This is a genomic window from Paraburkholderia sp. DD10 (assembly GCF_049177125.1).
GTDB lineage: Bacteria > Pseudomonadota > Gammaproteobacteria > Burkholderiales > Burkholderiaceae > Paraburkholderia > Paraburkholderia terricola.
Genome location: NZ_CP185393.1, coordinates 1,787,550 through 1,800,751, shown reverse-complemented (window position 1 = coordinate 1,800,751; position 13,202 = coordinate 1,787,550). Strand labels below are relative to the sequence as shown.

The 13,202-nt window shown below is 63.0% G+C and carries 12 protein-coding genes and 1 pseudogene; 11 read left to right on the top strand and 2 right to left on the bottom strand.

Going from position 1 to position 13,202, the window contains the following annotated elements:
* Positions 1-122 precede the first annotated feature (122 nt).
* Positions 123-986, bottom strand: a complete 864-nt coding sequence (locus ACOCG7_RS23340) for a MipA/OmpV family protein (RefSeq protein WP_083083897.1) — start codon at positions 984-986, stop codon at positions 123-125.
* 154 nt (positions 987-1,140) lie between these two features.
* On the opposite strand from ACOCG7_RS23340, the gene ACOCG7_RS23335 reads away from it, so the two are divergent.
* The 8 genes and pseudogenes from ACOCG7_RS23335 to ACOCG7_RS23300 all read left to right on the top strand — a co-directional run bounded on the left by ACOCG7_RS23335 (position 1,141) and on the right by ACOCG7_RS23300 (position 9,566).
* Complete coding sequence (locus ACOCG7_RS23335) at positions 1,141-1,863, top strand: response regulator (RefSeq protein ID WP_083083896.1); 723 nt, start codon at positions 1,141-1,143, stop codon at positions 1,861-1,863.
* Positions 1,860-3,209, top strand: coding sequence for a sensor histidine kinase (locus ACOCG7_RS23330; protein WP_083083895.1), 1,350 nt, complete (start codon positions 1,860-1,862; stop codon positions 3,207-3,209). Before ACOCG7_RS23335 ends, ACOCG7_RS23330 begins: the two co-directional genes overlap by 4 nt.
* 121 nt (positions 3,210-3,330) lie before the next feature.
* Complete coding sequence (cynS, locus tag ACOCG7_RS23325) at positions 3,331-3,780, top strand: cyanase (protein ID WP_083083894.1); 450 nt, start codon at positions 3,331-3,333, stop codon at positions 3,778-3,780.
* Between the two features lie 25 nt (positions 3,781-3,805).
* Positions 3,806-4,651, top strand: coding sequence for a DMT family transporter (locus ACOCG7_RS23320; protein ID WP_083083893.1), 846 nt, complete (start codon positions 3,806-3,808; stop codon positions 4,649-4,651).
* Between the two features lie 262 nt (positions 4,652-4,913).
* Positions 4,914-5,090 (top strand): annotated as a pseudogene (locus tag ACOCG7_RS23315) (SAM-dependent methyltransferase); the annotation flags it as partial.
* Between the two features lie 306 nt (positions 5,091-5,396).
* On the top strand, positions 5,397-6,041 hold the full coding sequence (locus tag ACOCG7_RS23310; protein ID WP_083083892.1) for a hypothetical protein: 645 nt from the start codon (positions 5,397-5,399) through the stop codon (positions 6,039-6,041).
* Between the two features lie 594 nt (positions 6,042-6,635).
* Positions 6,636-8,816 (top strand): TonB-dependent receptor, encoded by a 2,181-nt coding sequence (locus ACOCG7_RS23305; RefSeq protein ID WP_083083890.1) that lies wholly within the window; start codon positions 6,636-6,638, stop codon positions 8,814-8,816.
* Between the two features lie 66 nt (positions 8,817-8,882).
* Positions 8,883-9,566 (top strand): Fe2+-dependent dioxygenase, encoded by a 684-nt coding sequence (locus ACOCG7_RS23300; RefSeq protein ID WP_083084325.1) that lies wholly within the window; start codon positions 8,883-8,885, stop codon positions 9,564-9,566.
* 57 nt (positions 9,567-9,623) lie between these two features.
* On the opposite strand, the gene ACOCG7_RS23295 is transcribed toward ACOCG7_RS23300, so the two are convergent.
* Positions 9,624-10,247, bottom strand: a complete 624-nt coding sequence (locus ACOCG7_RS23295; RefSeq protein ID WP_083083889.1) for a nitroreductase family protein — start codon at positions 10,245-10,247, stop codon at positions 9,624-9,626.
* A 280-nt stretch (positions 10,248-10,527) separates the two neighbouring features.
* Between ACOCG7_RS23295 and ACOCG7_RS23290 the strand changes: the two genes are divergently transcribed.
* From ACOCG7_RS23290 to ACOCG7_RS23280, 3 genes are read left to right on the top strand one after another with little or no spacing between them, the layout of a single operon-like run.
* Complete coding sequence (locus ACOCG7_RS23290) at positions 10,528-10,758, top strand: MbtH family protein (protein ID WP_073429904.1); 231 nt, start codon at positions 10,528-10,530, stop codon at positions 10,756-10,758.
* 18 nt (positions 10,759-10,776) lie between these two features.
* Positions 10,777-11,646, top strand: a complete 870-nt coding sequence (locus tag ACOCG7_RS23285) for a thioesterase II family protein (RefSeq protein WP_083083888.1) — start codon at positions 10,777-10,779, stop codon at positions 11,644-11,646.
* A gap of 36 nt (positions 11,647-11,682) precedes the next feature.
* Entirely contained in the window at positions 11,683-13,119 is a 1,437-nt protein-coding gene (locus tag ACOCG7_RS23280) for a peptide synthetase (RefSeq protein WP_083084324.1), read from the top strand.
* The last annotated feature ends 83 nt before the right edge of the window (positions 13,120-13,202 follow it).

Here is a 13,202-nt window from a genome sequence, read left to right as displayed (position 1 = left end):
GCGCGAGGCCGCTAAAGGCAAGCGGCTGCGTTTGGCCGGGTTTGAGCGAGTCTGAGCGGGTTTGAGTCGATAACGAGCGTGCTCCGGCGGCCCAAGCGCCGGACCACGCGACATGACCGGCTTTACTTGAATTGATACATGTAGCCCAGCCGGGCCGCGGGAATGAAACGCTTGCCGACGAGCGGGCTATCGGAAATGCCGCCGCCGAGATGGGTGACCTGCAGATCGAGGCTGACGGACTGCTGCTGCGTGAGCCGGTAAGCGACCCGCGTCCCGATGGTGGTGTTCAGCGTGGATGTCCCGTCGTAAGCCGGCCGTCCCGCACGCGCCTCCGACTGCGTCACGCCATAGTAGTAGTCGACGTATTTGTCGCTCAGCCACTTGGTGTCGACATGCGGTTCGACGGTCCATTTGCCGAATTCGAAGGCTTTTCTAAAGTCGACGGCGGCCTGCTGCCCTTTGTTTCCGCCGACGAGGTAGCTGGCGGTCAGCGTGCCGAATCCGCTCTGCCACCCGAGTGCCGGGCCGTACCAGAAGGTGACGCTCTTCCGGTTCTCCATGCCGTTGAGGATCGGCGCGTCGGAGCCCTTGTAGCCCTCCAGAATGCCCACTTTGCCCCGCAGGGCCAAGGTGACGCCGTTCCATTGCCCGACTTTCAGATCGAGCGTCGTGGCGAACGCGCTGATCCATTTGTTATCGACGTAGAAAAGCGGAATCGGCGTGATCCTCGCGCTGTCGCCTTTGTACGGCGAGGGTTCGATACCGACGCCCGCGCCCAGTCCCCAGTGGGTGACGTTGGTGGCATTGCTCAGGACGGTGAAGCCGGAATCGTCGGGGTTGGTCGCGTTCTGCGCCCGGACGCTGCCGGAACCCAGCATAAGCGAGGCGGCGGCCAGCAGTGCCCGGTATTCGCGGCGACGATTTTTTCTCGCGGCATGCGCCAATGCGGCGCCTTCACGCCGCGCCGTTTTCGATGAAATTGCCATTCAGGAACCTCCAGTCGGGGAGCCCGAGATTACGCAGGAGATTCAACGGCATGATGTGCGGTTTTTTACGGCGCCGATACAATGTGTCGCCCCTGAAATACTGGGGATGAACGGCTGACATCAATCGTCGGGCCGCTCCGGTTAGCATTTGGGAATGACTGATATGCCGCACGTACTGGTGGTTGACGACGAGGAGGACATCCGGTCCTTGCTGACGGGCTTTTTTCGCAAGCATGGCCACGAGGTGAGCATCGCGACCGACGGACACAGCCTGTTCGCGGCACTCGATGTCCAGCACGTCGATATCGTCATTCTGGATGTCATGCTGCCGGGCGAGGACGGCTTCAGCCTGTGCCGGCGGATACGCGCAACCTCGAAAGTGCCGGTCATCATGCTCACCGCGGTGGCGGATCACGTCGATCGGGTAGTGGGTCTCGAGATGGGCGCCGACGATTACCTGGTCAAGCCATTCGATGCAAGGGAACTGCTCGCGCGAGTCAAGGCCGTGCTGCGCAGGACGACGCAAACCGGGGCCGCGGTGGTGGGCACCCATACCAGACCGGTACTGTCGTTTGGCGGGTGGCGTCTGGATATCGCCCGGCGCGAACTGCGCTCGGCCGACAACACACTGATCATTCTTTCCAGCAGCGAATTCGATCTGCTGCTCGTGTTTGCCGAGCATGCTCAGCGGGTGCTGACGCGCGATCAACTGCTCGACCTCACGCGCGGGTCGTCGCACGAGGTCTACGATCGGAGCATCGACGTGCAGGTCGGCCGTCTGCGCCGAAAACTCGACGCCGACGCCGAAACGCCTTCCGTCATTCGCACGGTTCGCGGCGGCGGCTATATGTTCACGCCAGCGGTTCGACGCGGATGAGCATCCGGTTGCGTCCGCCGGACACCATCGCGTGGCGGATTGCGCTCACGGTCGGCGCGGCCATCATCGGCGTGCTCGGGCTCACCGTGCTCTTTAACCAGCTTGCCGGTCCGACGGCCCGAGAGACCGCGTTGCTCGACCGGGCCGACGACACGGTCCGCATGATCGATGCGGCGTCGGCGATCGATCGCCCGCGACTGGCCCGCGCCGTGCAGATCGAATCCAACCGGGCCGAATGGTATGCGGCCAACTCGACGGTCGCTCGCCGCCTGGCCGTGGCGCAACCGCCCGATGCGGATTCCGATCTGTCCAGGTGGTTTCTGATCGAGGGTCGCCAGCGTCCTCGCGTATTTTTCAGCTCGGACGATCCGCTCTCCGCCGGCATCCAGTTTGATCGCGGTCAACATTCCCGCGCCTATTTTCTTGCCGTTGAACTGCGCGACGAAAGCTGGGTTGTCTTCATCGCCACACAGCGTGATTGGGGGTTGCTGCAACCCCGCCAGATCGCCGTGGCACTGGGATGTGTCGGGTTGTCGATTCTCGCGGCGTCGGTGCTTGCGACTTACTTTCTCTCGAAGCCGATCCGGCAGTTCGCGGACGAACTGCGCCGCATCGGCGGCGATCCGCGCGCCGGTCCCGTCCGCGAAACCGGGCCGGGAGAACTGCGCGCGGCGATCGCGGCGTTCAACGCATTGCAGGCGCAAGTGCGCAAATTCGTCGAGGACCGAACGGTGATGCTCGCCGCCATGTCGCATGATCTGCGCACGCCGCTCACGAAGATCCGGCTTCGCGGCGAGTTCATCGAGGACGACGAGCAACGGGCGCGCCTCTTTCGCGACGTCGACGACTTGCAGGCGATGGCGGACTCGGCCCTGTCCTTTTTCAGGGACGACTACAAGGACGAGGAGACCACGGTTTTCGATTTCGCGGGACTTCTGCGCACCATCACCGACGATTATGGCGACCAGGGGCAGCCCGTCTCTTATGCCGGCCCCGATCGCCTCGCGTTCAACGGGCGGCCGTTCTCACTGCGGCGGGCGTGCATGAACCTCGTCGACAATGCGCTGAAATACGGCAATAGGGCGGAACTGCAACTGAACCATTCCGCGACGGAAATCGTGGTCGAGATCAGCGATCGAGGCGCCGGCATTCCGCCTCACGCGCTCGAGCAGGTATTCGCGCCGTTCTTCCGCCTCGAGCAATCGCGAAACCGCAGCACCGGAGGGATGGGCCTGGGACTGACATCGGCGCGCGCCGTCATCCGCGCTCATGGCGGCGATATCGCGCTTCGCAACCGGGAATGCGGAGGATTGCAGGTTAGTGTGACCTTGCCGCTGATATCGTGATTGCGGGGTGTCATACTCGAATCGACGTAGGTGCGCCCGAAGCGTGACGACAGACGAGGTAATCGGCACGACCGTGCCGGCAATGAAGACAACCGTCCGATATGTTCAACAGGAGCACGCCATGATTTCCAGCCGCAGTGAAGTGACGCAGATGATCGTTTCGGCGAAAGTCGCGCGAGGTCTCAAATGGAGCGGGATCGCGGAGCGCATCGGCGCGAGCAAGGAATGGACGACGGCCGCGTGTCTCGGGCAGATGACGTTCACGAAGCAGCAAGCGGAGATCGCCGGCGAGATCTTCGGTTTGTCCGACGAGGCGGTGGCGTGGCTGCAGATCGTGCCGTACAAGGGCGCGTTGCCGACCGCCGTGCCGACCGATCCGCTCATCTACCGGTGGTATGAAATCGTCAACGTCTACGGCACGACGATCAAGGAATTGATCCACGAGGAATTCGGCGACGGCATCATGAGCGCGATCGATTTCTCGATGGACATCCAGCGCGAAGCCGATCCGAAGGGCGATCGCGTGAAGGTGCTGCTGTCCGGCAAATTCCTGCCTTACAAGACCTATTGACGGCCTGTTGACAGTGAAGCGGTCCATGCCGCGTACACGAATCGCCGCGCTCACGACGCTCGCCATGATCGCGTTTGCGGGGAACTCGTTGCTGTGCCGCCTGGCGCTGAAAGGCGCCGGGATCGATGCGGCGACGTTCACGTTGGTGCGGGTGGTATCCGCCGCGCTCACGCTCTGGTTGATCCTGCGAATACGTGGTGCGCCGCGCGGCATCGCAGGCAACTGGTATTCGGCATTTGCACTTTTTGTCTATGCAGGCGGATTTTCGTTCGCATACCTCGGCCTGCCGGCCGGCACCGGCGCGTTGCTGCTATTCGGCGCCGTGCAGGCGACGATGATCGGCTACGGCCTTTGGACGGGAGAGCACCTGCGCGTGCCGCAGTGGGCCGGGTTGGTGTTGGCGCTTGGCGGTCTGGTCGGGCTCGTTCTGCCGGGCATCTCGGCGCCGCCTCTGGGTTCGTCCCTGTTGATGCTGGGCGCGGGCGTCGCGTGGGGCGTTTATTCGCTGCGCGGCAGACGGTCCTGCGATCCGACAACCACGACCGCCGGGAACTTCCTGCGCGCCGTGCCGTTCGCGGCGGCGGTGAGTGTGTTCACGCTCGCGCACACCTCGTTCGAACAATCCGGACTGATGTACGCGATCCTTTCTGGGGCAGTCACCTCCGGCGTCGGCTATGTCGTCTGGTACACCGCCTTGCGGGAATTGAAAGCGGCTACCGCGGCCACCGTGCAATTGAGCGTACCGGTCATCACGGCGATGGGCGGTATCGCGTTGCTCGGCGAACCCTTGACGCCGCGCTTGCTGGTCGGTTCGGCCGCCGTCCTCGGCGGCATTGCATTGGTGGTGGCGAAAAAGCAGACCGTCAGATAGCGACACTTGCGTGTCGATCGGCCTCGCGCATGAAGATCCGCTCGAGCGCTGTCGGCGGACCTGAGACGGATGCGGTCCGGCGCCGGGTTCGGGCAGGTGATATTCTTTCTGCTCACCGCGTTTCCACATGTGGATGCTGTGTGGAACATCCCTTCGTCAGTCGCTCGCGAGGCGCGACATCCTCATTCTTTTCCGCATGGCGCGGCACGGCGCGATGCGTCGACTCGAAGCGAAGGCGAACGCCAACACAGGATTGAAAGTGATGCACGACAAGCGAGATGTGGCGCCGGACAGCACGGCAGCGCGCGTCGCGTTGTGGCGCGCGCTGCATGTCGAGGCCGATCCGCCGCCGCATGTGCTGGAAGACCGGATCGGCCTCGCGTTGCTGTCACCGGACGAGGACTGGCGCAGCCGCGCAGAGAGGGACCCGCGATTCACGTCGTATCTCGGCGCACGATCTGACGCAACGCTACTTCGCCAGCAGGACAGTTGAGTTGCGCCCGCCAAGGAATGCGGAGGCATTGCTGGTGGTAAGCACCTGGCTGGGGGGCCGTGTCGATACGTTTGCGCTGCAAAACACCGGGTTGTGGTTCGGGCACGGCAATGCGGAAGGACCGCGCCGAGCACGACAGAAGACGTCGACGCGGCCATGCTCACGCCGCGCGCTTCGGCTTCCCGTTTACAAGTCATATAGCGAGTCATAGCGATCAGGCGTTCGCGAGAGCGCCTTTCAGCGGAGAGGTCAATGAAAACAGGGAAACCAAAACGGACTCGTCGGGATGCGGACGATCTGTTCCCCGACTTGCAACAGAGCGGCGCCAATCGGGCGAGCCGCCCTGATAACCCGTTCGGAACTGAAACTTTGCAGCGGGCCGCTCGCACCGATCGTGACGAGGCCTCACTCTGGAAAGACAATCTCATCACGCTGCCCATGGCGATCGAGTTGCCCCCTGGCTATAAGTCGGTGTCTCATGTGCGCGACGTGATGGCGCGCGTATGGCGGGTGAAATGGCTTAGGGAAACCAGCAATGAAGTCGTTGCGGATTTCCCCGAGGGTTGGTCCGCCGTTCGTCCGAAAAGCGGACCCGTGGAGTTGCGCGATCCGGCCGGTATCGTTCGAGGCGTCCATGGTTGGGCGGAAGACGCCGAACTCAGGATCTTGCCGAGGTATCGGGTGGAATCGCAGGAGAACAGTTCGAGCGGGCTCGGCAGTTTGCTTGTTCGCGACCGCGAGACTGGGCAGATTCTCGAACGGTCGTCGCAGTGGTCGGCGCAGACCGGCACCCATCATCCGGACTGGGCGAGGCTCTCCGCATGGCTCGACTCGCACTATCCGCTTCATCGCGATCCGCTGCGGTTATGGACGGACTGCGAAAGCAATCCTGGTTGAGCGGGGAAGTGCCTTGCCGGTCGTTGGCGTGTCTAATGAAAGCCGATGTGTTGTAAAAAGGTTCGCGTGCCGTGACTTCTCGCCGATTACCGAGGCCGTGCGCTCGCGCTGTGTCGGCTTTTAGAAAGCTTGAGCGGAGCGCTTGAACGCACTTGCGATGTGGCGTATGCCTCGCGCCCAAAGGCTCGATCAATCGTATCGACTCGCTCACGTTTCATTGCGTTGCCCGAACTAACGATTGGATGCGGGACCTTGCGCCTCGTTTGATAATCATCCGATTATTGCGGCCATTATTTGCGAAGGGCGCCTTGGCGCATGACGTGCGTTCACCTAATCCTTGACCGAGGCGCGAGTTGTTTACGTTTGCCCTTCATCGGTAATATTCAGAAACAAATTTATTACGGCCAGTAACGCAACGCGCAATTGATGCGCCGTTATGCGTATGGAATGATAGCGGCTCTCATTTAGACACCAGCCAGCCATCCCGTCGTCCTCAACTTTGTGGAAGACCGGCAGCCAGCCAAACTGCCGACTTGTCATCGATACCGTGCTTTTCATGCGGATCTGGCAAGCACACATCTGACGGGATTTCCAATGTTCAACCACACGCCGCTCGCGACTGCGTTAGCGCTAGCTTTTGCCGTTCCATTCGCCTCGCCTGTACTCGCACAGACCGCTTCACCCTCTCCCGTGCAATCGTCTCCGTCCACCAAGGCGGCTGACACTACGACGCTGCCCGCCATCGGCGTCGCCGCCCAAGCCGAACAACAGGATTTCCAGGCGGAACGCTCGACCGTGGGCGCGAAGACGCCGACGGCCTTGCGCGATATTCCGCAAACCGTCACCGTGATCAACAAAGCCGTGCTGCAATCGCAAGGCGCCACCTCGTTCCAGGATGCGCTGCGCAATGCGCCGGGCGTGACCATCGGCGCGGCCGAAGGCGGGCAGATCGGCAACAACGTCAATCTGCGAGGCTTTACCGCGCAGAACGACATCTACCTGGACGGCTTTCGCGATCGCAACCAGTACTACCGCGACACGTTCGATCTCGAACAACTCGAAGTGCTGTACGGTCCGTCGTCGATGCTGTTCGGCCGCGGCTCGACCGGTGGCGTGATCAATCAGGTGAGCAAGAAGGCGAATCTCAAGGACTCGGCGGAAGTGTCGGCCATGATCGGCACCGACGAGCGCTATCGCACGACCGTCGACGTGAATCACAAGCTGACGGACACCGCGGCGATTCGCGTCAACGCATTCGGTCAAAGCCTGGGTTCGACGCGCGACGCGATGAAGAACAAGGACTATGGCATCGCGCCGCAAGTGCGTTTCGGCATCGGCACGCCGACCGAAATCACGCTGTCCGCGCTGATCCAGCACAACCGCGACATGCCCGATTACGGCGTGCAGGCGTTGAACGGCCATCCGGCGCCGGTGCCGAAAAACACCTTCTACGGCCTGACCACCGACCGCACCGTTCAAGACGTGCAGATCTTCACCGCCGGCATCAAGCACAAGTTCTCGGACAGTCTCACGCTGAGCAACCAGACGCAGTTCTCGCATTCGACGACCGACGCGCGCGAAACCGCGCCGCAAGCGGTGTTGACCGGTCCGCTCGCCACCAGCCCCGCGCTGAGCAAGGGCAATTACACGACGTTGTCGCCGTCGCAACTGTTCATCAAGTTGCAGAGCCATGATCGCGTGATCCAGAACCGCTCGGTGTACAACGACACGATGCTCGAATACAAGTTCGACACCGGCCCGCTCAAACACGATCTGATCGCCGGCTTCGAACTCGGCCACGACAGCTATTCGAACCAGGCGTATACGCGCAACAATTTGCCGGTCGTGTCGATGGTGAATCCGGCGTATCTGTCGTCGCCCGCCGGCGTGACCACGATCACCGCCAACCACGCCGACTCGGGATCGAACGAGATCGGCGCCTATCTCAACGACACCGTTTCGATCGGCCACGACTGGAAGCTGATCGGCGGGCTGCGTTGGGATCGCTTTCAGGCGCAGATTCACAACACGGTCAGCTTGCCGGGCTACGCGACGCAAACCAATTTCTTCACCAGCGTGCGCGCCGGCGCGATTTATCAGCCGACCGACTGGCAGTCGTATTACGTGTCGTATGGCACGTCGTTCAATCCGTCGCTCGAGGCGCTGACGGTGACCAATCTGACGCAGAACCTCGCGCCCGAGTCGACCCGGTCATATGAAGTCGGTGCGAAATGGGATCTGCTCGGCGGCAATATCTCGGTGACGTCCGCGTTCTTCCGCGAGGAAAAGACCAACGCGCGCACCCAGGTCTCGCCGACCGAATACGAGCTCGACGGCAATGTGCGCGTCGACGGATTCCAGGCGGGCGTCACGGGGCACCTCACCGACAAGTGGCAAGTGTTCGGCGGCTATACGTACATGGACGCGATCATTCTCAAGGCGCGCGACGGCAACCAAGGTCATGTCCCGGCGAACACGCCGCGCAATACGCTGACGTTCTGGACCACGTATGCATTGACGCCGCATTGGGAGATCGGCGGCGGGCCGATTTATATGTCGCCGCGTTATGCGTCGAACACGAACTACGTGCGGGTTCCCGGCTATACGCGCTGGGACGCGACCGCCGCTTATCATGCGAAGAAATTCGACGTCAGGCTGAATCTGCTGAACCTGACCAACAAGCAATACTACGACGCACTGATTCCATCGGATGGCGGCCGTTCGGTGCCGGGCATCGGGCGCACGTTACTGGCGACGTTCGACTACCGGTTCTGACCCGGCTCGATTGAAACCGCGGGCTTGCGCCGCTGCATGGGCAAGCCCGCATACAGGACACTCAAGATGCTGCTGCATATACCGAATGTGCTGGATGCCGGGCGATTGCGCTTTCTGCGCGAGCGGCTCGACACGGCGGGCGACGCGTGGGTCGACGGCCGCGCGACGGCGGGTTATCAGGGCGCGCCGGTCAAGCGCAACCAGCAGATCGCCGAGCACTCCCCGGTGGCGCGTGAACTTGGCGACGTGATCGTCGCGTCGATCGAACGCAATCCGCTATTCATCAGCGCGGTGCTGCCCAACCAGGTGTACCCGCCGCTCTTTAACCGTTATGAAGGCGGCATGCAGTTCGGCAGCCACGTCGATGGTGCGGTGCGGGTGCTGCCCAACGGCGTGAAGCTGCGCACCGACGTATCGGTCACGCTCTTCATTTCCGCCCCCGATGAATACGACGGCGGCGAACTGGTGATCGAGGATACCTACGGTGTGCAGCAAGTGAAATTGCCGGCCGGCGACATGATCGTCTATCCGGCCACGAGCCTGCATCAGGTCACTCCGGTGACGCGCGGCGTGCGCGTCGCGAGCTTTTTCTGGGTGCAGAGCCTCGTGCGCAGCGATACGCAGCGCGCGTTGCTGTTCGATATGGACACGGCGATTCAACGCCTGAATGCCACTCAGGCCGACGACATTGCGCGCCGCAGTCTCGTCGGTTGCTATCACAATCTTTTGCGGGCCTGGAGTGAAACCTGAGCGATCGCTCAAGGTTTGTTTGCGACCACCTGAGCCGACAAAAAATCAAATAGGCGTTCAGACTGACGTTCGGCCAAGCCACTCGCGAACGTAGCGGGAGTGCGGCGGCCGCACCGCCGCGTGCTCGCGAGACTTCGGCTTGCCGACGAATAGAAAGCCCAGCACGCGCTCCGACGGTTCGAAGTCGAGCGCGGCCTGCAAGTTCGCGTCATAAGCATCGGCGCCCGTTGCCCAGAAGCCCCCATAGCCGAGCGCGTGAATCGCGTTGAGCATGTTCATCGCGGCCGCGCCGACCGAAAGCAACTGCTCCGTTTCCGGAATGTGCGAGTGCGCCGAAGGCGCCGCGGCAATAACGATCACGAGCGGCGCCGTATATGCGAGCTGCCGACGATGCTCGTGCTCCGCGCGGGGTTTGCCGGGCTCGCGGCGTGCCGCCACATCGACGAGCACATCGCCGAACTCGGCGCGCGCGTCGTCGCGTATCAGCGCGAAGCGCCACGGACGCAGCGCGCCATGATCCGGGGCGCGCATCGCGGCATCGAAGATCAGATCCAGTTCGGTATCGTTCGGGCCCGGTTCGGCCAGCGGCCAGTATGACTGGCGCGAGAGCAAGGTGTCGAAGAAAGCTTGCTGCGATGGTGAAGCGGTGTCGCCGCTAGGGCGGATCTGCGAGGTATCCATAACGGTCGGCTCCGAGTTTCGATCAGCGAAATCATGACGACAAACCCGCGATAATGCAAATGATTCTTATTTGCTTGTCTGACGAAAGATTTTGTCTTAAGCTTCGTTTTCGATTGCGGCAGGCACAAAAGATCCGCATTTGCATGCGTGTTGAATGACGCGTGAATCAACGCGAACCGGTGGCGAATCGGTGGCGCTTGCGCAAAGCGGAGCGGCAAAAAGGCGGCTGAAGTGCCTTCATCCATCAACCAGACGCAGACAATTTCCACTCGGAGGCGCAATGAGCTGGGGTGACGAAAACAGCAATTTCGTTGTCGTTGTAAATCATGAAGAACAGTATTCGATCTGGCCGGACTACAAGGCCATTCCGGCCGGCTGGCGCGAGGCGGGGAAGTCCGGCAAGAAGGACGAATGCCTGCAATGGATCGACGAGGTATGGACGGATATGCGTCCGCTGAGCTTGCGCGAGGCGCTGGCCGACAGCGCGGCGCAAGGCGTCACTAATGCGTGAGCCGCGCGCATCCAGCCGATGACCACGCCGAATCGTCCAACGCACGCGCCGAGCGCGCTAAACCTGGTGTGCCTCGCGCACGCCGGCGGCAGCGTGGCGCTGTATCGGGACTGGCAGCGTCGGCTGCCGCCGTTCGTGCAGGTGCGCACGCTCGAATTGCCCGGCCACGGCATGCGCCGTTCGGCGCCGCCGCATACCGAATGGCCCGCGCTCATCGCGCAACTCGCGGATGAACTGCTCGCGCTCGTGGCCGGCGGCGCGCCGTTCGCGTTGTTCGGTCACAGCATGGGCGCGCTCGTCGGACTCGAACTGATGCATGCGCTGCGGCAACGCGGCGCGCGTGCTCCCGTCTGGTTCGGCGCATCGGCCACCGTATCGCCGGCGCGGCGCAAGCACGAAACACACTGGCTCACCTGTTCGCGAACCGAAATGATCGACTGCCTGCGCGAGCGCGGCGGCACGCCCGCCGAACTGCTCGACGACGCCGATTTCATCGACTTCATGCTGCCGCTGCTGCGCGCCGACTTTCACTTGTGCGGCGCGCATCCGGCGCGGCTCGCCGGGCGCGTCGTCGCAGAGGCCTGCGCATCAGCCGCGCTCGACTGTCCCATCGACGTATTCGTTGGCCGCGACGACCCCGCCACGTCCAACGCCACAGACGTCGGCGCATGGGCGCAACAGACGCGCGGCGCATGCGCGGTGCACGAGTTCGACGGCGGGCATTTCTTCATCGACACAGCGCGCGAAGCCGTACTCGCCGTCGTTGCAAACGCGCTCGCGCAACATGTACGACATACGCCGAGCGCCGATCATGACGAAACCGTTGACCGGCGCATGCGCGTGAGTTCCTCGCGCGAGCCGCTTCGCAACCATCACTCGCAGTATTGAGGCAACCCGGATAAGGACCGAATGACCATGAGCACCATGAGCCAGGCTTCGCTGCCGATCTTCGATTTCTCACCGTTCGTTGGCCAGAGCGAGCGCTACGTGGCGCTCATCAAGCAGTTCGCCGCCGCGGAGCCGTTCCGCAGCGCGACCGTCGACGAACTGCTGCTCGACGACGATTTCCATCGCCGCCCGCTGCGTCCCGAGGACTTCGAGTTCCTCAAGTTCATGAAGCCCGTGCGCCGGCACAACGTGAGCCGTCTTCCGGCGCTCGCGTCGGGCCGCACGCTGATGTCGATCTACGAGCTCGACGTCGCGCGTGCCCCCGCGAGCGGCGAGCCGGCCGAATGGCAACGCTTCGCCGATTTCTATCGTGAAGCGACGCGCGTGCTCGGCGCGCAGATCGCGCCGTTCCTTGAAGCCTACGCGTTCGAATATCTGACGAACGACATCGACACCAACGAAAGCGTCGATGCGGTGAGCGCGCGTCTCGCGCACATCGTCGACGAGGAACTCGCTTTCTGGTCCGCCACATTCGAGCGGCTGATGCGCAACGACTACCTCGAGGAAGGGCTGCGTTTCAGCATGGTGCAGCGCTGGTCGCTCGCCGTGTCGAAGCGGCGCGCGCTCGCACGCGCCGCTGCGAGCGGCTTTTTCGACATGCTCGCGCCCGACGAACGCCCGAGCCTGCACCGCGAGGCGCCGGACGACGCGCTGCTCGAACGCGTCGCGGCGGCGGTCGGCGTCACGCGCCGGCAGCACGCCTACTGGCAGTTCTATCTGCCGACCAGCACCGCGAAATGCAACCTGCTGTATGCGCTCGCGCGCCGTCCGGATCGCGCGTTCGGCCTGATCGGCGCGGCCTTCGCGGCCGAGGCCGAGTGGCTCGCGTTCGGCCTCGCGCTGGAGCGCGCCTGCGCGCATCTGCAACCGGCCGGCCGAGCCCCGGCTGATCCGTCAGCACTGAAAGCCGCGCTCGAACAGCGCTGTGCGCGCGCGTTGCGGCGCATTGCCGACGGTTCCGGCGACGCCGCGCGCGCTCAGTGCGTGCAAGGCATCGTCGCGGGCGGGCGGCTTGCCGAACGCGGGCGCTGGGATCTCGGCGAGCAACTGCGCTGGCTCTCGTCGATTCGCGACTACGTGGCTTTCGCGCACCGCATCAGCTCGCGCATCGACGCGGAGTGTCCCGGCATCGACCGCGAGACCTTCGTCGAGCCGCACGAAATGTGCTCGACGACGCACGTTCACAACGATCACCGTCTCGTCACGATCGAGGAGGGCGACATGCTCTTCTGGGGCAACGTCGGCATGCAGCTCGCGATGCACAAAGGCGACATGGTGCTGATTCCCGATGGTCGTCTGCACGGCTCGACGGTGGTCTCGGGCGAATGCACGTATCACCAGCCGATCATTCCCGACGACTGGATCGAGGCGCTCGTCGCCGAGCTGGACGAACCGGTGGCAGCCTCGACCTGATAGCAGGCGCGGTTTGGTTGCAAGTTGCACAACGCGGCACAACGCGGGCGCTCACGACGGAGATCGACAACAAAGGCGCCTCT

Bases quoted from the DNA above. Each gene is read 5' to 3' on its own strand.
- ACOCG7_RS23305 (WP_083083890.1), top strand. From the start codon at position 6,636: ATGTTCAACCACACGCCGCTCGCGACTGCGTTAGCGCTAGCTTTTGCC.
- ACOCG7_RS23340 (WP_083083897.1), bottom strand. From the start codon at position 986: ATGGCAATTTCATCGAAAACGGCGCGGCGTGAAGGCGCCGCATTGGCG.
- ACOCG7_RS23290 (WP_073429904.1), top strand. From the start codon at position 10,528: ATGAGCTGGGGTGACGAAAACAGCAATTTCGTTGTCGTTGTAAATCAT.
- cynS (WP_083083894.1), top strand. From the start codon at position 3,331: ATGATTTCCAGCCGCAGTGAAGTGACGCAGATGATCGTTTCGGCGAAA.
- ACOCG7_RS23330 (WP_083083895.1), top strand. From the start codon at position 1,860: ATGAGCATCCGGTTGCGTCCGCCGGACACCATCGCGTGGCGGATTGCG.
- ACOCG7_RS23300 (WP_083084325.1), top strand. From the start codon at position 8,883: ATGCTGCTGCATATACCGAATGTGCTGGATGCCGGGCGATTGCGCTTT.
- ACOCG7_RS23335 (WP_083083896.1), top strand. From the start codon at position 1,141: ATGACTGATATGCCGCACGTACTGGTGGTTGACGACGAGGAGGACATC.
- ACOCG7_RS23320 (WP_083083893.1), top strand. From the start codon at position 3,806: ATGCCGCGTACACGAATCGCCGCGCTCACGACGCTCGCCATGATCGCG.
- ACOCG7_RS23295 (WP_083083889.1), bottom strand. From the start codon at position 10,247: ATGGATACCTCGCAGATCCGCCCTAGCGGCGACACCGCTTCACCATCG.
- ACOCG7_RS23285 (WP_083083888.1), top strand. From the start codon at position 10,777: ATGACCACGCCGAATCGTCCAACGCACGCGCCGAGCGCGCTAAACCTG.
- ACOCG7_RS23280 (WP_083084324.1), top strand. From the start codon at position 11,683: ATGAGCCAGGCTTCGCTGCCGATCTTCGATTTCTCACCGTTCGTTGGC.
- ACOCG7_RS23310 (WP_083083892.1), top strand. From the start codon at position 5,397: ATGAAAACAGGGAAACCAAAACGGACTCGTCGGGATGCGGACGATCTG.